General features: G+C 75.3%; 19 protein-coding genes and 1 riboswitch. Of the genes, 11 read left to right on the top strand and 8 right to left on the bottom strand.

Annotation, left to right across the window (positions count from 1 at the left end; all coding sequences use genetic code 11):
- The first annotated feature begins 62 nt into the window (after positions 1 to 62).
- The 4 genes from Q6349_RS00755 to Q6349_RS00770 are packed head-to-tail and all read left to right on the top strand — an operon-like array spanning position 63 to position 4,744.
- Positions 63 to 1,784: a nitrite/sulfite reductase gene (locus Q6349_RS00755; RefSeq protein WP_304602473.1), complete on the top strand. Its 1,722-nt coding sequence runs from the start codon at positions 63 to 65 to the stop codon at positions 1,782 to 1,784.
- Positions 1,781 to 2,659, top strand: coding sequence for a phosphoadenylyl-sulfate reductase (locus Q6349_RS00760; protein WP_304602474.1), 879 nt, complete (start codon positions 1,781 to 1,783; stop codon positions 2,657 to 2,659). The genes Q6349_RS00755 and Q6349_RS00760 overlap by 4 nt, the downstream gene beginning before the upstream one ends.
- Positions 2,660 to 2,678: 19 nt before the next feature.
- Entirely contained in the window at positions 2,679 to 3,980 is a 1,302-nt protein-coding gene (cobA, locus tag Q6349_RS00765; protein WP_304602475.1) for a uroporphyrinogen-III C-methyltransferase, read from the top strand.
- A 56-nt stretch (positions 3,981 to 4,036) separates the two neighbouring features.
- On the top strand, positions 4,037 to 4,744 hold the full coding sequence (locus tag Q6349_RS00770; protein ID WP_171246340.1) for a sirohydrochlorin chelatase: 708 nt from the start codon (positions 4,037 to 4,039) through the stop codon (positions 4,742 to 4,744).
- Between the two features lie 17 nt (positions 4,745 to 4,761).
- Here the strand turns inward: Q6349_RS00770 and Q6349_RS00775 are convergent, their stop codons facing one another.
- On the bottom strand, positions 4,762 to 5,376 hold the full coding sequence (locus tag Q6349_RS00775; RefSeq protein WP_216077385.1) for a response regulator transcription factor: 615 nt from the start codon (positions 5,374 to 5,376) through the stop codon (positions 4,762 to 4,764).
- 41 nt (positions 5,377 to 5,417) lie between these two features.
- A complete protein-coding gene (locus tag Q6349_RS00780; RefSeq protein WP_304602476.1) occupies positions 5,418 to 6,716 on the bottom strand; it encodes an ATP-binding protein in 1,299 nt (432 codons plus the stop codon).
- Positions 6,717 to 6,840: 124 nt separating this feature from the next.
- Here Q6349_RS00780 and Q6349_RS00785 point away from each other — a divergent pair, with 124 nt between their 5' ends.
- Positions 6,841 to 8,229 carry a PspC domain-containing protein gene (locus tag Q6349_RS00785; RefSeq protein ID WP_304602477.1) on the top strand — a complete coding sequence of 463 codons (1,389 nt, stop codon included), beginning with the start codon at positions 6,841 to 6,843 and terminating at the stop codon, positions 8,227 to 8,229.
- Positions 8,226 to 8,654, top strand: coding sequence for a hypothetical protein (locus Q6349_RS00790; protein WP_304602478.1), 429 nt, complete (start codon positions 8,226 to 8,228; stop codon positions 8,652 to 8,654). The genes Q6349_RS00785 and Q6349_RS00790 overlap by 4 nt, the downstream gene beginning before the upstream one ends.
- Positions 8,655 to 8,732: 78 nt before the next feature.
- Here the strand turns inward: Q6349_RS00790 and Q6349_RS00795 are convergent, their stop codons facing one another.
- From Q6349_RS00795 to thiE, 4 genes are all read right to left on the bottom strand, one after another.
- Positions 8,733 to 9,218, bottom strand: a complete 486-nt coding sequence (locus Q6349_RS00795; RefSeq protein ID WP_171246344.1) for an aromatic ring-opening dioxygenase LigA — start codon at positions 9,216 to 9,218, stop codon at positions 8,733 to 8,735.
- A 122-nt stretch (positions 9,219 to 9,340) separates the two neighbouring features.
- A complete protein-coding gene (locus Q6349_RS00800; protein ID WP_304602479.1) occupies positions 9,341 to 10,030 on the bottom strand; it encodes a trimeric intracellular cation channel family protein in 690 nt (229 codons plus the stop codon).
- Positions 10,027 to 11,631, bottom strand: coding sequence for a glutamine-hydrolyzing GMP synthase (guaA, locus tag Q6349_RS00805; RefSeq protein ID WP_304602480.1), 1,605 nt, complete (start codon positions 11,629 to 11,631; stop codon positions 10,027 to 10,029). Before guaA ends, Q6349_RS00800 begins: the two co-directional genes overlap by 4 nt.
- 49 nt (positions 11,632 to 11,680) lie before the next feature.
- Positions 11,681 to 12,328 (bottom strand): thiamine phosphate synthase, encoded by a 648-nt coding sequence (thiE, locus tag Q6349_RS00810; protein WP_304602481.1) that lies wholly within the window; start codon positions 12,326 to 12,328, stop codon positions 11,681 to 11,683.
- A 33-nt stretch (positions 12,329 to 12,361) separates the two neighbouring features.
- Positions 12,362 to 12,464: riboswitch (TPP riboswitch) on the top strand.
- Between thiE and thiO the strand changes: the two genes are divergently transcribed.
- The 3 genes from thiO (at position 12,453) to Q6349_RS00825 (ending at position 14,797) form a co-directional block, all read left to right on the top strand.
- Positions 12,453 to 13,709, top strand: a complete 1,257-nt coding sequence (gene thiO, locus Q6349_RS00815) for a glycine oxidase ThiO (protein WP_304602482.1) — start codon at positions 12,453 to 12,455, stop codon at positions 13,707 to 13,709. Its footprint overlaps the riboswitch before it by 12 nt.
- Positions 13,706 to 13,966, top strand: a complete 261-nt coding sequence (thiS, locus tag Q6349_RS00820; RefSeq protein ID WP_304602483.1) for a sulfur carrier protein ThiS — start codon at positions 13,706 to 13,708, stop codon at positions 13,964 to 13,966. The genes thiO and thiS overlap by 4 nt, the downstream gene beginning before the upstream one ends.
- 9 nt (positions 13,967 to 13,975) lie before the next feature.
- Positions 13,976 to 14,797, top strand: coding sequence for a thiazole synthase (locus tag Q6349_RS00825; protein WP_304602484.1), 822 nt, complete (start codon positions 13,976 to 13,978; stop codon positions 14,795 to 14,797).
- 9 nt (positions 14,798 to 14,806) lie between these two features.
- Here Q6349_RS00825 and Q6349_RS00830 read toward each other — a convergent pair whose 3' ends face one another.
- A complete protein-coding gene (locus Q6349_RS00830; protein ID WP_304602485.1) occupies positions 14,807 to 16,051 on the bottom strand; it encodes a ThiF family adenylyltransferase in 1,245 nt (414 codons plus the stop codon).
- Positions 16,048 to 16,443 (bottom strand): DUF3817 domain-containing protein, encoded by a 396-nt coding sequence (locus Q6349_RS00835; protein WP_171246350.1) that lies wholly within the window; start codon positions 16,441 to 16,443, stop codon positions 16,048 to 16,050. The genes Q6349_RS00830 and Q6349_RS00835 overlap by 4 nt, the downstream gene beginning before the upstream one ends.
- Before the next feature lie 64 nt (positions 16,444 to 16,507).
- On the opposite strand from Q6349_RS00835, the gene Q6349_RS00840 reads away from it, so the two are divergent.
- Both Q6349_RS00840 and Q6349_RS00845 read left to right on the top strand, forming a co-directional pair.
- Positions 16,508 to 18,322: an ABC transporter ATP-binding protein gene (locus Q6349_RS00840; RefSeq protein WP_304602486.1), complete on the top strand. Its 1,815-nt coding sequence runs from the start codon at positions 16,508 to 16,510 to the stop codon at positions 18,320 to 18,322.
- Positions 18,319 to 20,100, top strand: coding sequence for an ABC transporter ATP-binding protein (locus Q6349_RS00845; protein WP_304602487.1), 1,782 nt, complete (start codon positions 18,319 to 18,321; stop codon positions 20,098 to 20,100). The genes Q6349_RS00840 and Q6349_RS00845 overlap by 4 nt, the downstream gene beginning before the upstream one ends.
- Position 20,101 lies beyond the last annotated feature (1 nt).

Consider the following 20,101-nt stretch of genomic DNA (forward strand, 5'->3'; position numbering starts at 1 on the left):
CACCCCCGCTGAGTCCCGTCGTCGCGCGCGTCCCACCCCGAGGACCCGAGGACTCTCCCCCGATGACGACGCAGACCACCACGCCGCAGGACGCCGCCGGCCGCCCGGCACGCCCCGCCCGGACACCGAAGCCGAACGGCCAGTGGAAGATCGACGGCACCACGCCGCTGAACCACAACGAGGAGTTCAAGCAGGAGGGGCCGCCGCTCGAGGTGCGGGAGCGCATCGAGTCGACGTACGCCCACGAGGGCTTCGACTCCATCGCCGACGACGACCTGCACGGCCGGTTCCGCTGGTGGGGCCTCTACACCCAGCGCAAGCCCGGCATCGACGGCGGCCGCACCGCCACGCTCGAGCCGCACGAGCTCGAGGACCGCTACTTCATGCTGCGCGTGCGGACCGACGGCGCGGAGCTGACCCCGGACGCCCTGCGCGTCCTCGGCGGCATCTCGGACGAGTTCGGCCGCGGCACCGCGGACGTCACCGACCGGCAGAACATCCAGTACCACTGGATCGAGATCGAGAGCATGCCGGAGATCTGGCGCCGCCTCGACACCGTCGGGCTCGAGACCACGACCGCCTGCGGCGACTCGCCCCGCGCCTTCCTCGGCAGCCCCGTCGCCGGCATCGCCTCCGACGAGATCATCGACGCCACGCCGGTCATCGACGAGATCAAGCGCCGCTTCATCGGCGACCCCGCCCTCGCGAACCTGCCCCGCAAGTTCAAGACCGCCATCTCCGGCCACCCCAGCCTCGACGTCGTGCACGAGATCAACGACATCTCGCTGGTCGGGGTGGAGCACCCCGAGCGGGGTGCCGGCTTCGACCTGTGGGTCGGCGGGGGGCTGTCCACCGCCCCGCGCCTGGGCGAGCGCCTCGGCGTGTTCGTCACGGCGGACCAGGCTCCCGACGTCTGGCACGGCGTGATCCGGATCTTCCGTGACTACGGCTACCGCCGGCTGCGCAACAAGGCCCGGCTGAAGTTCCTGCTCAAGGACTGGGGCCCGGAGAAGTTCCGCGAGGTCCTCGAGACCGAGTACCTCGGGTACGCCCTGCCCGACGGTCCTCCCCCGGCGCCGGCGACCAGGCCCGGCGACCACGTCGGGGTCCACGAGCAGAAGGACGGGGACCTCTACGTCGGGGCGGCACCGGTCGTGGGCCGCGTGGGCGGCGGGACCCTGACCGGCCTCGCCGACCTGCTCGAGTCGGTGGGGGCCCGCTCCGCCCGGCTCACCGCCCACCAGAAGGTCGTCGTGCTGGGGGTGCCGGCCGACCGCGTCGACGAGCTGGTCGACGGTCTGGAACCGCTGGGCCTGACCGCGCGGCCCTCCCTGTTCCGACGCAACACGATCGCGTGCACGGGCATCGAGTTCTGCAAGCTCGCCATCGTGGACACCAAGGACACCGCGGCACGGGTCATCGCCGAGCTGGAGCAGCGGCTGGACGAGCAGGCCGAGCAGCTGGACCGCCCGATCTCGCTGAACGTCAACGGCTGCCCCAACTCCTGCGCCCGCATCCAGACGGCGGACATCGGGCTCAAGGGCCAGATCATCACCGTCGACGGCGAGCAGATGCCGGGCTTCCAGGTCCACCTGGGCGGCAGCCTCGCCGGTCAGGGCCACGACGCCGGGGGGCTCGGGCGCACGGTGCGCGGGCTCAAGGTCCCCGCCACCGAGATCGCGGACTACGTCGAACGCGTCGTCCGCCGCTACGCGGCGGACCGCACCGACGGCGAGTCGTTCGCCGAGTGGGCCCATCGCGCCGACGAGGCGGTGCTGCAGTGACGGCGGTCCAGGTCGGTCTCGGCGTCGGCCCCACCGCCGGGACGCGATCCGGCACGTCCTCGCTGGCCGGGGCCGCCGCAGCCGCACGGCGTCGGTCCGCCGAGCGGGAGATGTCGCGCGCCCGCCGCAACGCCCGGGTGGACGGCCGCGAGCGCCGACGGCGCTCCGACGTCGAGCTGTCGCAGATCGCGGAGCGCGGCCGTCGGGAGCTCGGCGGGTCCGGGCCCGGGTCGGCGGACGAGGCCTCGGCCGAGGAGGTCGTCGCCTGGGCGGTGGCGGAGTTCGGCGACTCCCTCGCCGTGGCCTCGTCCATGACCGACTCGGTCCTGGCCGCCCTCGTCAGCGCCCAGCTCCCCTGGGTGGACGTGCTGTTCGGCGAGACCGGCTACCACTTCGCCGAGACGCTCGGCACGCGGGACGCCGTCGCGCACTCCCTCGACGTCACCGTCGTGGACGTGCGCCCGCTGCTCAGCGTCACGGAGCAGGACGACGCCTACGGCCCCGACCTGTTCGCCCGCGACCCGGAGGCCTGCTGCCGCATGCGCAAGGTCGAGCCGATGCGCCGCGTGCTCGCGGGCTACGAGGCCTGGGCCACGGGTGTGCGCCGGGCGGACTCCGGATCCCGCGCCAGGGCCGAGCTCGTCGCGTGGGACGCGTCCAACAACCTGGTCAAGATCAACCCGATCGCGGCGTGGAGCGACGACGAGCTGGTGGGCTACGCCCTGCGGCACGGACTGACGGTCAACCCGCTGCTGCAGGACGGCTACCCGTCGATCGGCTGCGAACCGTGCACCCGGCGCGTCGCTCCCGGCGAGGACGCCCGGGCCGGCCGCTGGGCGGGGGCGGACAAGTCCGAGTGCGGCCTGCACATCTGAGACCGACGAGGAACACCCTGTGAACGACATCTACCCCCTGGGTCTGCGCGTGCGGGACCGGCTCGTCGTCGTGGTCGGCGGCGGGCCCGTCGCCGCGCGTCGTACCCGCGGCCTGCTGGACGCCGGCGCGCGCGTGCGCGTCGTGTCCCCGGTCGTGGTCGACGAGCTGGCCGACGCGGCCGCCGCCGGCACGATCGAGCACACCGCTCGTGCGTACCGCGCGGGCGACCTCGACGGCGCCTGGCTCGTGCACACCGCCACCGGCGTGCCCGCCGTCGACCGCGCGGTGGCCGCCGAGGCCGAGCGGACGCAGACCTTCTGCGTCGTGGCGGCCGACGCGGACGCCGCCACGGCCTGGGTCCCCGCCTCCACCTGCCTGCCCGCGGCGGATGCCCGGGCGTCGGACGACACCGGGCCGGACCCCTCCGCGGCGGACGTCGTCGTGTCCGTGCACGCCGGTCGTGACCCCCGGCGCGCGGCCCGGCTGCGCGACGCCGTCGCGGCGGCGCTGACCTCCGGCGAGCTGCCCCTGCGTCGCGTCCGCGAGGTCCGGGGCGACGGGTCCGACGGCGGCCGCACCGGACGCGTCGCTCTCGTCGGCGGCGGGCCGGGCGACCCCGGACTGCTCACCGGACGCGGGCGACGTCTCCTGGCGAGCGCCGACGTGGTCGTCGTGGACCGTCTCGCCCCCCGGGGCGTCCTGACGGCGCTCGCGGACGACGTCGAGGTCATCGACGTGGGCAAGACCGCCGGCAACCATCCCGTGCCGCAGGAGCGCATCAACGAGCTCCTCGTCGAGCACGCGCGCGCCGGACGCGACGTCGTGCGGCTCAAGGGCGGGGACCCGTACGTCTTCGGCCGAGGCGGCGAGGAGCTGACGGCCTGCCGGGCCGCGGGTCTCGACGTCGAGGTGGTGCCCGGCGTGACGTCGGCGGTGTCCGTGCCGGCCGCCGTCGGGATCCCGGTCACGCACCGCGGGGTGGCGGCCGGGTTCAGCGTCCTCACCGCGCACGAGGCGCTCGACGCCGTGCCCGGCGGGCCGGAGCACACGCTGGTCCTGCTGATGGGCGTCACCCGCCTCGCCGCGACGGCCACGGCGCTGGTCGCCGCCGGCCGCCCGGCCGACACCCCCGTCGCGGTGGTCGAGGACGGGTACGGACCCCGTCAGCGCGCCACGGTGGGCACCCTGGCCGACATCGCCGCCCGGGCCGCCGCGGCCGACGTGCAGCCGCCCGCGGTCACGGTGATCGGTGACGTCGTGCGGCTGTCACCCGCCTGGGCGGCTCACACCGCCGCGACCGAGGGTGTGAGCCCCTCGTGACACGGCGTGACACGGCCGACACCGGACCGCACGATCCGTCGCGTAGCGTGCCCGTCATGACCGTCCCGACTCTCCTCGCGATCTCCCACGGCACGTCCTCCGCGACCGGAGCGGCCGCCGTCGCCGGGCTGGTCGACGCCGTCACGGACCGGCTCGCCGGCACGGTGCCGGTCCGGGCCGGGTTCGTCGACGTCCAGGAGCCCGACGTGCCCACCTGCCTGGCCGCGCTGCGCGAGACCTCCACCGTGCTCGTCCCGCTCCTGCTGTCCGCCGGGTTCCACGTGCACGTCGACCTGCGCGAGGACGTCGAGGGCGCCGTCGCCGCCGGGCAGCAGGTCGCGCTCGCCGGGGCCCTCGGGCCGGACGACCGGCTGGTGGACCTCCTGGAGCGTCGGCTGGCGGACGCGGGGCTGGCCGCGGGCGACGTCGTCGTGCTGGCCGCGGCGGGGTCCTCCGACGCGCGGGCCGTGGCCGACTGCGAACGCACCGGCGAGCTGCTCGCCGCACGCACCGGGCACCCGGTCCGTGTCGGCTACCTCGCCAACGCCACGCCGACCCTGCGGGACGTCGTCGCGGCCGTGCGCGAGGAGCACCCGGGGGCGCGGGTGGCCACGGCGAGCTACCTCATCGCCCCCGGCTACTTCCAGACCCTGGCGGAGCGGGCCGGCGGCGACACGACCTCCGCCCCGCTGCTGCTGCCGGAGGGCCCCGCTCCCGAGGAGCTCGTCGAAATCGTCGTCGACCGCTACCGGGCCGCCCGCTGAGCCGACCGCGACGACCGTCAGAGCAGACGCCGCGCGGCCGCCCACCGGGTCAGCTCGTTGCGGTTGGACAGCTGCAGCTTGCGCAGCACCGCCGACACGTGGGTCTCGACGGTCTTGACCGAGATGAACAGGTCCGAGGCGACCTCCCGGTAGGTGTAGCCGCGGGCGATGAGCCGCATCACCTGCTGCTCGCGCCGGGAGAGGCGGTCGAGCTCGTCGTCGGCCACCGCGACGTCGCCCGCCGAGGTGCCGAACGCGTCGAGCACGAAACCGGCCAGCCGCGGGGAGAACACCGCGTCCCCGCCGGCGACACGGACGACCGCGGCGGACAGGTCGGACGCCGAGATGTTCTTCGTGACGTAGCCGCGCGCCCCCGCCCGGATCACCGCGACCACGTCCTCCGCGGCGTCGGACACCGACAGCGCCAGGAACCGCGTCCCGGTGAGCAGGTCGGTGCAACGACGCACCACCTCGGCCCCGCCACCGCCGTCGCCGCCGGGCAGGTGGACGTCGAGGAGCACCACCGGCGGCCGGTGCTCGTGCACGACGGCCACCGCCTCCTCGACGTCGGCGGCCTCCCCGACGACCCTGACCCGTTCGTCCAGGCTGGCCCGCACGCCGGTACGGAACATGTGGTGGTCGTCGACGAGCACGACGGGCACCGGGGTGTCGGTCACGGGCGGACTCCTTCGGTCTCGGGGGCGGACGACGCCGAGTCGGCGGACGGTGCGGTACGGACGTCGGCCGACCGAGGCACCAGCAGGTGCACCTCGGTGCCCCAGCCGGGGCGGCTGGTCACCTCGGCGGTGCCGCCACGCCGCCGCACCCGACCCAGGATGGACTCGCGCACGCCGAACCGGTCCGGCGCGACGTCGTCGACGTCGAAGCCGTCGCCGCGGTCCCGCACGAACACCTCGACCGCGGTGTCGGTCACCTCGAGGTAGACGGTCACCGGCGCGGCACCGTGCACGGCGGCGTTGACCAACGCCTCGCGGGTGGCCTGCAGCAGCGCGGTGGTCGCCTCGGTCGGCGGGCAGTCGCCGACGGCGACCGTCTCGATCTCGGCCGCGCGGCCGTCCTCGACCTCGCCCACCAGGGCGCGCAGCTCGGCCGCGAGCGACGTGCCCTCCGCGGGTCGGTCGTCGTACAGCCACTCGCGCAGCTCGCGCTCCTGCGCGCGGGCCATACGGGCCACCTCCTCGGGATCCGTCGCGCGGGCCCGGATGAGGGACAGCGTCTGCAGCACCGAGTCGTGCAGGTGGGCGGCGATGTCGGCCCGCTCGGCCTCGCGGGCGCGTGCCGCCCGCTCGTCCCCCAGCTCCCGCACCAGCCGGAGCCACCACGGGGCGAGCACCAGCGCCACGCCGACGAGCACCGCCAGGGAGGCGAGCGTGACCGTGAGCAGCTCTCCCGGCGGGGTGCCCTGGACGAACAGCAGCAGCACGCCCGCGGTCACGAGGACCAGGCCCCCCGCCAGGCGCAGCAGCATCCCGGACCGTGAGGCCGGGGCCTCCCCGGCCCGCGCGCGCTGCACGGCGTCCAGCTGGCTCCAGGCCAGGGCGGCGCCCCCGCCCACGATGAGCAGCGGCAACCAGGCCGAGGGGAGGTCCCAGCCGGCACGCACGGCGACCAGGACCAGGGCGCCGACGAGCAGGCCGACACCGATCATCACGTCGCGGCGGGACATCGCCTGCACGGTGCCCGCGCGGCGCAGCCGGGGGGCCAGTCGGGCGGCGGCGGCGGGCCGCGCGGCGACGGCCGTGTCCTGAGGGTCGCCGGCCGGCACCGTGACCCACCAGAAGACGTACACCGCGAGTCCCATCCCGCCGGCGAGGGTCAGCAGGACCAGGGCCAGCCGGACCAGCCCGACCGGCACGTCGAGGTGCGCCGCGAGCCCGGCGCACACGCCGCCGACCCACCGGCCCTGGCGGGGCCGGCGCAGCGGCAGCCGGGTGGGGATCGGGGACGTCACCCCCTGATCGTGGCACGTCAGGGTGCCGCCGCGCCCCGGATCCGGGGTCGTGACCGCCGGAATCAGGGTCGGTTCAGGGCGTCCCCCGATGCCTTCCGGCACGCGCGCGGAGCACGATGAGGACATGACCACGAACGACACCCCGCCACCGAGCGGCGGCCCCGGCCCCGGCGACACCGGTCCCGGGACCCCGCCCCCACCGCCACGTCCTGCCGGCGACGGCTTCTTCGACTCGTTGCGCCGCACGGGTGTCACCCGTGCCGAGGACCGCTGGGTCGGCGGCGTCGCCGCCGGAGTCGCCCACCGGTTCGGCCTCGACCCGCTGCTGGTGCGGGGCCTGCTGATCCTCAGCTTCTTCGTCACCGGCGCGGGCCTGGTGCTGTACGGCGCCGCCTGGCTGCTGCTCCCCGAGGCGTCCGACGGCCGGATCCACCTGCAGGAGGCGATCCGCGGGAGGTTCGACGTGGCGGTCCTCGGCGCCGGCCTGACGATCGTCGCGGGCATCGGCTGGGGCGGCGGGATCTGGCCCTGGTGGGACGGGTTCCCCGAGTGGATCGCGGTCCTGTTCTGGATCGGGTTCTGGGTGGCCGTGGTCTGGCTGATCGTCAAGCTCGTCCGCTCCCGGCAGCAGGGCGGGGCAGCGCCGCCCGCCGCGCCGGCGGCACCGGCGGCACCGGCCGAGGCCGCCCCGAGGCCCTCGGCCGCCCCGGGGCCGTCGCCCGCCCCGTTCGAACCCGCGCCGCGGGTCAGCTACGCCTCGGCACCGCCCGCCGCACCGGCCCCCCGGACGCCGGCGCCGACCACGCCGGCCGTCCGCGCCGCAGGCGGCGGGACGATCGGCGTCGTGGTCGGCCTCGCGCTGCTGGCCGGAGCGGCGCTGCTGGCCGCCGACATCGTCCTGGGACTGACGATGCCGGTGTGGGGCCTGTGGCTCGGGACCACGGTCGCGATCGTCGGCGCGGCCCTCGTGGTCACCGGCCTGCGCGGACGCCGCGGCGGGTGGCTCACCGCCTTCGCCGTGCTCGGCCTCGTCGCGACGCTGGTGACGTGGCCGTTCGCCGACCGGCACACCTGGTGGGACGAGTGGCCCTGGGACGACGGGCGCGGTGTCACGACCTCGTCGGGCACCACCGTCAGCTCCGGCATGGTCACACCGCGGTCCGTGGCGGCCGCCGAGGAGGGCGTGCGGGTCCAGTTCGGCGAGGCGTGGGTGGACCTCACCGAGCTCGACCTCACCGACGTCGAGCCGGGGTCGCCCGTCGAGGTCCCGATCGAGATGACCGCCGGGCGCACGGTCGTGGAGATCCCCGCCGACGCGGCCGTGGTGGCCTCCGTCGACGTCAGCGCCGGGAGGTTCGTCTGGGACGTGGACGGCGAGTACCGCACCGTCGACGGGTTCAGCGGCGGCCCCACCACCTACACCAGCGACGAGGCCAGCGAGGCGGGAGGGCCCGTGCTGCTGCTCGACGTCGACGCCCGCGCCGGAGAGATCGTCATCCAGGAGGACCGATGAGCACCGACCCGTACCGCACACCGGGCGCCGAGCCCGAGCCCTCTCCCGACCACCCGACCGTGGAGATCCCCCGGGAGGCCGCGAGCACCGCCGGGGACACCGCGGGCTCCCCCGCGGACACCGCGGGCTCCCGCGGGGACGTCCCGCAGGAGTCGACGTCCACGACCGCCGACGCCGCCACGAGCGCGACGGCTCCCGGCCCCGACCCGGACGTGTCGCCCCCGGGGCGCGCCCGACCGCGGACCGGCACCGTCGTCTGGGGCATCGTCGTGGTGGCCGTCGCGGTCGGCCTGCTCGCCCGCACCGCCGGGGCGAGCATCGACGCCGAGCTGGCCGCCATCCTCGTGCTCGGCACCGCCGGCCTGCTCCTCGTGGTGGGCTCCGTCGTCGGGGCCGCCCGGCGGCGCCGACGCACCGGTCGCTGACCCCGCACGCACGTCGGGGCGAGCACACCGGCAGTGGTGTGCTCGCCCCGACGTCCGTGCTGGTCCGGGAGCTGCGACTCAGGCGGTCCTGGCCGGCGCGGGCCCGCCCGGCGGAGCGGCCGCCGCGGCGACCTTCGGGCCCCCGAGCCGGACGAGGGCGAAGCCGATGAGCACGAACATCACGCCCAGGCCGATCACCAGGGCGGAGACGCCGAACGAGACCACCGAGGTGAACAGCGAGGCCCGCAGGAACGAGGCGTTCATGACCGTGTCACGACGCGGGTCCTCGCGGTCGAGCTCCGCGTACGTCATGCCCTCCGAGGCCTCCAGCGCGTGCTGGTTGATGACGTCGGCCTGCGCGTAGGCGGTGAAGGGCCCGGCGACCTCCTGGCCGGCCATCATGCTGGCGTCGTCGGAGACCGTGATCTGCTCGTCGGACAGCGTGGACGAGACCACGAACCAGACGACGGCACCGGCGATGATCATCAGGATGCCGGCGATGATGGTGAAGACGCCGATCCCGCGGACACCCTTGGCGGATTGGACGGTTACAGAGCTGGACATGAGTCTGCCTCTCGTAGCGCTTCTGCGGTTGTTGACCGGTAGTTGACGCCCCTGGCCGCCAACTTACCGCTCCCGACCTGCCCCGTCACGACGAACCCGAAGGTCAGAGCAGGAATCCGGCGTCATTCACCCGGTACCGAGAACGTCGGCATGCCCCAGCCGAGCCGGACGGCGAGCAGACGCACCGTGAGGATGAGCACCAGCGGCACCCAGAACACGATCGCCGGATCGGCCCCCAGCTGACGCAGGCCGAGCTGGACCGCCGCCCCGAGCAGCGCCGCCGTGGCGTAGAACTGCGCGTTGCTCAGCACCTCCGGCACCTCGTTCGCCAGCACGTCGCGGATCACGCCCCCGCCGACCCCGGCCATCACCCCGACGACGGCCGCCGAGACCTCGTTCGCCCCGGCGGACAGCGCGACGTTCGTGCCGATGACGACGAACAGCGCCATGCCGGCCGCGTCGGAGATCTCGATGATCTGCAGCCGGCGCAGCAGGTCGAGGGTGCGCGTGCGCGCCAGCGGCACCACCAGGAGCGACGCGACCACGCCGACCAGCAGGAACGTCGGCTCGGTCACCCAGAACACCGGCGTCCGGCCGATGAGCAGGTCGCGCAGCGTCCCGCCGCCGATGGCCACGGCGCTGCCGAGGACGACGACGCCGACCAGGTCCATGCGCTTGCGCCCGGCGGCGAAGGCCCCGGAGATCGCGAACGCGACCGTGCCGAGGTACTCCAGCACCCGCTGCACGACGCCGAGGGTCGTGGTGACGGCGTCCGGCTCCGTCGCCAGCGCCGCGGCGAGCTCCCCGGTCACTCCCACTCGATGGTGCCCGGGGGCTTGCTCGTGACGTCGAGCACGACCCGGTTCACCTCGCTGACCTCGTTGGTGATGCGGGTGGAGATGACCGAGAGCACGTCGTAGGGCATCCGGGTCCAGTCCGCCGTCATCGCGTCCTCGCTGGAGACGGGACGCAGCACGACGGGGTGGCCGTAGGTGCGGCCGTCGCCCTGGACGCCCACCGACCGCACGTCGGCCAGCAGCACGACCGGGCACTGCCAGATCTCCGCGTCGAGGCCGGCTTTCGTCAGCTCCTCGCGGGCGATGGCGTCCGCGCGGCGCAGGACCTCGAGCCGCTCGGCCGTGACCTCGCCGATGATCCGGATACCCAGTCCGGGGCCCGGGAAGGGCTGACGGGCGACGATCGGCTCCGGCACGCCCAGCTCGCGGCCGACGGCCCGCACCTCGTCCTTGAACAGGGTGCGCAGCGGCTCGACCAGCTCGAACTGCAGGTCGTCGGGCAGGCCGCCGACGTTGTGGTGGCTCTTGATGTTCGCCGCGCCCTCGCCGCCGCCGGACTCCACGACGTCCGGGTACAGGGTGCCCTGGACCAGGAACTTCACCTCGGAACCCTCGCCGTGCACGGCGTGCTCGTGCCCCTCGGCGACGATGTCGCGGGCGGCGTCCTCGAAGACGCGGATGAACTCGCGGCCGATGATCTTGCGCTTCGTCTCCGGGTCGCTGTGCCCCTCGAGGGCGTCCAGGAACCGCTTGCGCTCGTCGCGGACCACCAGGTTGACGCCGGTGGCGGCGACGAAGTCGCGCTCGACCTGCTCCACCTCACCCTCCCGCAGCAGACCGTGGTCGACGAACACGCAGGTCAGCTGGTCCCCGACGGCACGCTGCACCAGGGCGGCGGCCACCGAGGAGTCGACGCCCCCGGACAGCCCGCAGATCACGCGCGCGTCGCCGACCTGCGCGCGGATCGCGGCGACCTGGTCGGCGATGACGTTGTCCGGCGTCCAGTCGGGCCGCAGGCCGGCACCCTCGTAGAGGAAGTGCTCCAGCACCGTCTGCCCGTGGGCGGAGTGCTTGACCTCCGGGTGCCACTGGACGCCGTACAGTCGACGGCCGCGGTCCTCGAAGGCCGCCACCGGCGACCCGGACGACGTCGCCAGCACCTCGAACCCCTCCGGTGCGGCGTGCACGGAGTCGCCGTGGCTCATCCAGGTGGTCTGGGTCGTCGGGGTGTCCGCCAGCAGCACGCCGGCCGAGCACACCTCGACCTCGGTGCCGCCGTACTCGCGGGTCCCGGTCTGGGCGACCTTGCCACCCAGAGCCTGCGCCATCGCCTGGAAGCCGTAGCAGATGCCCAGCACGGGCACGCCGGCGTCGAAGAGCGCGGCGTCCACGAAGGGCGCGCCGGTGGCGTAGACGGAGGACGGACCGCCCGAGAGGATGATCGCCGCGGGGTCGCGGGCGAGCATCTGCTCCGGCGTCCACGTGTGCGGGACGATCTCGGAGTAGACGTTCGCCTCGCGCACGCGGCGGGCGATGAGCTGGGCGTACTGGGCGCCGAAGTCGACCACGAGGACGGGTCGGGGCGTGCTGTCGGGAGCGGTGGCGGGAGACGTCACCGCCTCATCCTATCCGCCGTCGCGCGCCGGTCCGGGGTGCTCGCCGGCCTCAGGCCCCGAGCCGCTGCCGCAGGGTCCGCGCGGCCCGCTCGGGGTCCGCGGACTCCGTGATCGCGCGGACGACGACGACCCGTCGCGCCCCGGCGTCGAGGACCGCGTCGAGCCGGTCGGCGTCGATCCCCCCGATGGCGAACCAGGGCGTGGTCGGCGCGGTGCGGGCCACCTCGCGCAGCAGGTCGATGCCGACGGCGGTCCGGCCCGGCTTGGTGGGCGTCGCCCAGAGGGGGCCCACGCAGAAGTAGTCGACGTCCCCGTCGGCCTCCGCCGCGGCCGCCTGCGCGGCCGAGTGGGTGGACCGGCCCAGGACCGGGGCCGGGCCGAGCAGGGTCCGCACCGCCGGCACCGGGAGGTCCCCCTGCCCCATGTGCACCACGGGTGCACCGGTGAGCCCGGCCACGTCCGCCCGGTCGTTGACCGCCCACAGCGCGCCGTGTTCGGTCGCGACCCGCGCCACCAGCGCCTGCAGCTCGAGCTCGCGGGCGACGTCGAGGGTCTTGTCGCGGAGCTGGACGACGTCCACGCCGCCCCGCAGCGCGGCGTGCAGGAACTCCTCCAGGTCGCCGCGCTCCTCGCGGGCGTCGGTGCACAGGTAGAGGCGGGCGTCGGCGAGGCGTGCGCGCAGGTCGGAGGTCTCCATCGGGGCCGAGTCTAGGGACCGGCGGGAGTAGGGTGGGCGCAGCACGGGAGCCTCGCGGAGGCTGAGAGGGCGCCGGGCGCCGACCGTCGAACCTGATCTGGATCATGCCAGCGAAGGGAGCACCGTGGACCGACCCCTGTCCACGCCGCCGGACGGCGTGCGTGACCTCCTCGTCGTGGGCGGCGGCATCATCGGCCTCGCCGTGGCGTGGCGCGCGCTCGAGGCCGGGCTCAGCGTCACCGTCCTGGACCCCGACGCGGGCGACGGGGCGACCCGGGCGGCAGCGGGCATGCTCGCCCCGGCCACCGAGGCCGAGTTCACCGAGGACGCCGCGCTGGCCCTGCACCTGGCCGCCGCCGGCCGCTGGTTGACGTTCGCCGCCGACCTGGAGGCCGCCGCCGGCACCGGGGTCGGGCTGCGGGAGTCCGGCACGCTCACCCTCGCCTACGACGACACCGACGCCGCGCTGCTGCGACGGCTCCTCGCGCTGCAGGCCCGGCACGCGGTGAGCTCGCGGGTGCTGACCATCGCCGAGGCGCGCCGGCACGAACCGCTGCTCGGACCGCGGCTCAGCGGTGCCGCCTGGGTCCCGGGCGACCACGCCGTCGACCCCCGCGCCGTGCACGCCGCCCTGCAGCGGGCGATCGCCGACGGGCACGGCGCGGTCGTCCCGCGGGCCGCGGTCCGGCTCGTGCGGCACGACGGACGCGTCGTCGGCGCGCTCGACGACGCGGGCCGGGTGCACCGCGCCGGCTCGACCGTCGTGGCCGCCGGCTGGGCGTCCGCGCCGCTCCTGGCGGACCTGCCTGACGTCACGGTCCCGGTCCGCCCCGTCAAGGGCCAGACCCTGCGGCTCCAGGCCGACCCGGACCTGACGCCGCGGCACGTCGTGCGCGGCCTCGTCCAGGGCCGGCCCGTCTACGTCGTGGGCCGGACACCGGCGACCGAGGGGCCGTGGGCCGGGCACTGCGAGATCGTGGTCGGGGCCACGACGGAGGAGAACCCCGACGACCGCCGCGCCACCGCCGGCGGGGTGTTCGCGCTGCTGCGGGACGCCCGCGTTCTCCTGCCGGCGATCGACGAGGCGGCGCTCGTCGAGGTCACGCCCCGGGCCCGGCCGGCGACGCCGGACAACCTGCCGCTGGTCGGTCCGACCCACGTGCCCGGTCTCCACCTGGCCACCGGCCATCACCGCAACGGCATCCTGCTCGCCCCCCTCACGGCCGAGATCGTCGTGGCGGGCCTGACGGGTTCGTGGTTCGACGTCGACGTCACCCGCGCCGACCCGCCGACCCTGCTCGCCGCCCTCCGGGCGTCGGACCCGCGCCGGTTCCCGCCGCCCGGCCCCGACACCCGCCGCACCGACGGAGGACCCCGATGACCAGCACCGACCGGCACACCGCCCCCGCCCGCAGCCGGGCCCTGGTGAACGGCGCTCCCTACGACCTCGGGCCGACCGGCACGGTGCCGCTCACCGCGCTGGTGGCGCGCCTGGCTCCCGGGCACGTCACCGACGGGGAGGTCCGCGGCGTGGCCGTCGCCGTGGACGACGTCGTCGTGCCGCGCGGCGCCTGGGAGTCCACCGCGGTGCGCGCCGGCGACCGCGTCGAGATCGTCACCGCCGTCCAGGGCGGCTGAGGAGGAACCATGACCACGACCGACCCGACCGCCCACGGCACCGCACCGCTCGTCGTCGCGGGGACCGAGATCGCCTCCCCGCTGGTGATGGGCACCGGGGGCGCCGCCAACCTGCTCACGCTGGAGGAGGCCCTGGTCGCCTCCGGCACGGGGCTGACCACGGTGGCGATGCGCCGCGTGGCCCCGCGGGCCGGCGGCGAGGCGACCCGGGACGCGGGGATCTGGGGGCTGCTGGAACGCCTCGGCATCCGCGCCCTGCCGAACACGGCCGGGTGCTTCTCCGTGCGCGAGGCGGTGCTCACCGCCCGGCTCGCCCGTGAGGCGTGCGGGACGGACTGGGTCAAGCTCGAGGTGATCGCCGACGACGTCACGCTGCTGCCCGACCCGGTGGGCCTGGTCGAGGCCGCCGACGAGCTCGTCCGCGACGGGTTCGTCGTGCTGCCCTACACGAACGACGACCCGATCCTCGCCCGGCGCCTCGAGGACGTCGGCTGCGCGGCGGTGATGCCGCTCGGCGCACCGATCGGCTCCGGGCTCGGGATCCTCAACCCGCGCAACATCGCGGCGATCGCGGAGGCCGCCCGCGTCCCGGTGATCCTGGACGCGGGGATCGGGACGGCGTCCGACGCCGCGCTGGCGATGGAGCTCGGCTGCTCCGGGGTGCTGCTCGCCACCGCGGTCACGCGGGCCGAGGACCCCGTGCGCATGGCCCGCGCGATGCGGCTGGCCACCGAGGCGGGGCGGCTCGCGGCCGGGGCCGGCCGCATCCCGCGGCGCGAGGGTGCGCTCGCCAGCTCGCCGCCCGAGGGTCGGCTCGACCTCGCCCTGTAGGCGGGGCGCTCAGCCGAGCAGCGCGGGGACGCCGCCGACGACGGACCGCGCGTCGAGGCCCGCCGCCCGGGCCACCCGGGCGACCTTGGTCGACCGCGGCCCGGCCGCGCACACGAGCAGCACCGGCCGGTCGGTGGGCAGGGTGTCGAGCGCGGACCGGGCCGCCGCGTCCGGGGCTCCCGCGGCGGTGCCGAGGAACGTCCCGCTGGGCACGAGCCGGGCGCCGGCCACGGGGCGCGCCCGGGCCTCCCACTCCTCACGCACGTCCACCAGGACGGCGGGGCGCTCGGCCGCGAGCAGCGCCCGGGCGTCGGCGACGGTGACCTCCGGCGACCCGGGGCCCGGGTCCCCGGCCGGCGCCAGCCCGCAGAAGGCCACGTACGCGTCGTCACCCGGCAGCATCGCCGTGACGGGTTCGCGCGCCGGGTCGGGCCGGACGGTGAGCGAGCGCCAGTCCGCGGCGAGGGCGTCGTGCACGGCGAGCCGCCCGTGCAGGACGTCGCCGACTCCCGTGATCAGCTTGAGGGCCTCGGTGGCCATCGCGGAGCCGACCGTGCCGCACATCGCGCCGAGCACGCCGCCGGTGGCGCAGTCCGGGACGACGCCGGGCGGCGGCGGGTCGGGGAAGACGTCGCGGTAGGTGACGCCCCGGCGGGACGTGGTCCCGCCGTCCGCCGCCGTGTACCGCGGGGCGCCCCAGAAGACGCTGACCTGGCCGTCGAAGCGGTCGATCGACCCCCACACCACGGGGAGCCCGAGGACCTCGGCGGCGTCGGAGACGAGATAGCGGGTCGGGAAGTTGTCGGCCCCGTCGAGCACGACGTCGTAGCCGCCCAGCACGTCCAGGACGTTGCCGGGGTCCAGGCGCACCGGGTGCTCGACCACCTCGACGTGGGGGTTGACCTCCGCGATCGCCGCGGCCGCCGACGTCGTCTTGGGCCGACCCAGGTCCGCCTGGCCGTGCAGCACCTGGCGCTGGAGGTTCGTGACGTCCACGACGTCGTCGTCGACGACCCCGATCACGCCGACGCCGGCGGCCGCCAGGTACAGCAGGGCCGGGCTGCCGAGCCCACCGGCACCGACCACGAGCACCCGGGCGGCCGCGAGCCGCCGCTGCCCGTCGAGGCCCAGCCCGGGCAGCGCGAGATGCCGTGCGTACCGGTCCAGCTCGGCGTCGGTCAGCCCGGGCGCCGGGTCGACCAGGGGCGCCAGCCGGTCGGTCGTCCGGTCCGGGGCGTCGGCGTGCACCGTCACACCCCGTACCGGTCGGCGAGCGCCACGAGCTTGGCGTCGGCGTCGGCGTGCACCCGCTTCTCCAGCACGAACGACATCACCGGGACCACACCCGCCAGCACCATCGTGGTCAGCCGGCCGAAGCTCCAGCGCATCTTGGCCCACAGGTCGAGCACCGTGACCAGGTAGACGACGTAGATCCACCCGTGGGCGAAGGGCACCCAGCCCATGTAGTCGATGACGGCCTGGACCGGGACCAGGTACTTGAAGACCATCTCCACGCAGAGCACGAGCAGCATGACGCCGGTGACGATCGCCAGCACCCGGTAGCGGGTCAGGGCGCCGCGTGCCTTGCGGATGGCGGTCGCCGCCTGGTCGGTGGTGGCCGTCGGGGTGTTCTGCTCGGTGCTCACGGCACCAGGATAGGCGGGGAAATTCCGGTGCCTGACGGGTCCGGCCCGCCCTACTCTGACGACCGTGCTCCCGCTCCCCCTGCCCGACCCGGGCTCCCCGCCGCTGTCCTCGCCCGCCCGCCTGCTGGGCTGGCAGGCGTGGCGTCAGCGCTCCGTGATCGTCAGGGCGGTCTCGGCGGGCAGCGTCTCCCTGCTCGCCGCCGCCGCCGCACCCCTCCTGCTCGGCCGCGCGGTCGACTCGGGTCTGGCCGCGGGGTTCGGGACCGAGCTGCTCCTGTGGTGCGGCCTGATGCTCGTGTCGGGTGCCGCGATCGTCGTCGCCGGCGTCCTCAGCCACACCTTCGACGTGGAGAACTGGCTGCGGGCCTCCTTCTCGTTCACCACCCTCGTCGGGGAGAAGGCGACCCGCGCCGGCCACGCCGTCACGCAGAAGCTGCCCACCGGTGAGGTCGTGGCGGCCGTCGCGAACGACGCCCTGCGAGCCGGCGACATGTTCGCCATGTCCGGCCGGTTCGTCGGCGGCGTGCTCGCGTACGTCGCCGCAGCCGGCTACCTCGTCTCCCAGGACGTGGTGCTCGGCCTCGTGGTGGCTCTGGGGATACCGCTCGTGGCCGCCGCGCTCGCGCTGCTGGTCCGCCCGTTGCAGCGTCGCCAGCAGGACCATCGCGAGTCGGTGGGCCGGCTCACCGCGCTCGGCGCCGACACCGTGTCCGGCCTGCGGATCCTGCGCGGCATCGGTGGCGAGGACGTCTTCTCCGCACGCTACGCACGCCAGTCGCAGGAGGTGCGACGCCGTGGCGTACGGGTCGCCGGCGTCCAGTCCGTCCTCGACGGTCTGCAGGTGCTGCTGCCCGGGCTGCTCGGCGCGCTCGTCCTGTGGCTGGGTGCCCGTGCCGTCGTGCGCGGCGACCTGAGCGCCGGCGAGCTCGTGACCTTCTACGGGTACACCGCGTTCCTCGCCTGGCCGGTGCAGATGGCCACGCAGATGCTGCAGGCGTCCACCAACGCGGTGGTCTCCGCGCGCAAGATCCTCGGGGTGCTGCGGATCACCGAGGCGACACCCCCGTCCGCCGCTCCCACGGAGGCGCCGCCGTCGGGCAGCGAGCTGGTCGACCGCGCCTCGGGACTCGTGGTCCCCGCGGGGCGGGTGCTGGCGCTGGTGTGCGCCGACCCCGACGTGTCGGCCGCCGTGGCCACACGGCTGGGCCGGTTCGACGACGACGCCGAGGCCGTCACACCCGTCACGCTCGGCGGCGTGCCGCTCGCCGAGCTCGACAAGGAGACGCTGCGCCACCGTGTGGTCGTCTCCGAGGCGACGCCGCACCTCTTCTCCGGGATCCTCGGTGAGGAGCTCGACGCCCGTGGCCGGGCGAGCGAGGCCGAGCTGACGGCCGCGATCCTGGCCGCGGACGCCCAGGACGTGCTCGACTCCGTCCCCGGTGGTCTCAGCGGGGAGCTGCCGGAGAAGGGCCGGTCGCTGTCCGGCGGCCAGCGTCAGCGCGTCGCGCTGGCCCGTGCCCTGCTCACCGACCCCGAGATCCTCGTGCTCGTCGAGCCGACCAGCGCCGTGGACGCGCACACCGAGGCACGGATCGCGGAACGCGTCGCCGAGGTCCGGCGTGGACGGACCACGCTGGTCGTCACCGCCAGCCCGCTGGTCCTCGACCACGTCGACGAGGCCGTTCTGCTGTCCGTGGACGGCCGCGTCGTCGCCCGCGGGACGCACGCCGAGCTGCTCGGCCGCCCGGACGAGCACGGCGTCCGGTACCGCGCCGTCGTCGGGCGGTCCATGGCCGAACCCGCACCGGACGCCGCGGCGGATGCCGAGGCACCGGCCGCCGGCGGGGCCGGACCCGCCCTGGAAGGAGCCACCCGATGAGCCCGACCACGTCCGCACCGCCGTCCACGCCGACGGAGTCCTCGAACCGGCTGCCGATCGCCGACCGGCACGCGGTCCGCCGCACCGTGGGCCGGCTGTTCCGCAGCCACCGCGGCGAGCTCGCCGGCATCGCGACGCTGCACGCCCTCGCCGCGGTGGCGGGGCTGACCGGGCCGTTCCTCATGGGCCGGTTCATCGACGAGGTCACCACCGGCACCACCGTGGCGCGGGTCGACCGGATCGCACTGATCCTGGTGGGCGCCGTCGTCGTGCAGGCCGTCGTGACGCGGTTCGCGCAACGCCTCTCCATGGTGTTCGGCGAGCAGGTGTTCGCCGAGCTGCGCGAGCAGTTCATGACCACGGCCACGCGACTGCCCCTGTCGATCGTCGAGAAGGCGGGGACCGGCGACCTCGTCGCCCGTACCACCAACGACGTCAACAAGCTGCAGCACGCGGTCCGCTTCGGCGTGCCGCGGGTGCTGGTGTGCGTCGTGACGATCGGGCTGACGCTGGTGGCGGCCTTCCTCACCGACCCGCTGGTCGCCCTCGGCCTGCTGGTCGGCGTGCCGGTCATCGTGGTCGCCGTCCGCTGGTACCTGCGCCGGGCGACACCGGGCTACCTGCGCGAGTCGGCCGCGTACGCGACCGTCAACGGCACGATCACCGAGGCCGTCGAAGGGGCACGCACCGCGGACGCCCTCTGGCTCGGATCCCGGATGCGCCGTCGGCTGCGCCGGAACCTGTCGGAGGCCTTCGCCGCCGAGAGCTACACCCTCGGGCTGCGCCAGCGGCTGATCCCCGCCCTCGACACCGCGGTGGCGGTCGCCCCCGTCGCCGCGATCGTCTGGGGCGCCTGGCTGGTCTCGCAGGACCTGACCACCATCGGTGCCGTGGCGACCATCGCCTTCTACGCGCACCAGATGGGCGGACCGGTCTTCGACCTGGTGTTCTGGCTCGACGAGCTGCAGGTCGCCGCCGTGGCGCTGGCCCGCGTGGTCGGCGTCGGGCTCGTGGGACCGGACCGGACCACCTCCGGTGAGGTGCCGACGTCGGACGAGGTGCGGGCCCACGAGGTCCGCTACGCCTACCGGGAGGGGCAGGACGTCCTGCACGGGGTGTCCGTGGACCTGCGGCCCGGTGAGCGGCTCGCCGTCGTCGGTCCGTCGGGTGCGGGCAAGTCGACGCTGGGCCGGATGCTCGCGGGGATCCACCCGCCGACCGGTGGGTCGGTGACCGTCGGCGGCGTCCCGCTGGTGGACCTGCCCCTGGAGGACCTGCGGGGCCAGGTCGCCCTGGTGACCCAGGAGCACCACGTGTTCGTCGGGACCCTGGCCGAGAACCTGCGGCTGGCCGACACCACGGCGTCGGAGGTGGAGCTCTGGGAGGCGCTGGGGGCCGTCGACGCCCGGGAGTGGGCCGCGGCGCTGCCGGACGGGCTCGAGACGGAGGTCGGCTCCGGCGGGCACCCGCTCTCGCCGGCACAGGCGCAGCAGGTGGCGCTGGCCCGGCTGGTGCTGCTCGACCCGCACACGCTCGTGCTCGACGAGGCGACGTCGTTGCTCGACCCCCGGGCTGCCCGGCACCTGGAGCGCTCCCTGAACGCCGTGCTCAGCGGGCGGACGGTGGTGGCGATCGCGCACCGGCTGCACACCGCGCACGACGCCGACCGGGTGGCCGTGGTCGACGGTGGTCGGATCACCGAGATCGGCCCGCACGAGGAGCTCGTGGAGGCCGACGGCGAGTACGCGAACCTGTGGAGGTCCTGGCAGCACGGGTGAC

The organism is Isoptericola sp. 178 (assembly GCF_030586525.1).
Taxonomy (GTDB): domain Bacteria; phylum Actinomycetota; class Actinomycetes; order Actinomycetales; family Cellulomonadaceae; genus Isoptericola; species Isoptericola sediminis.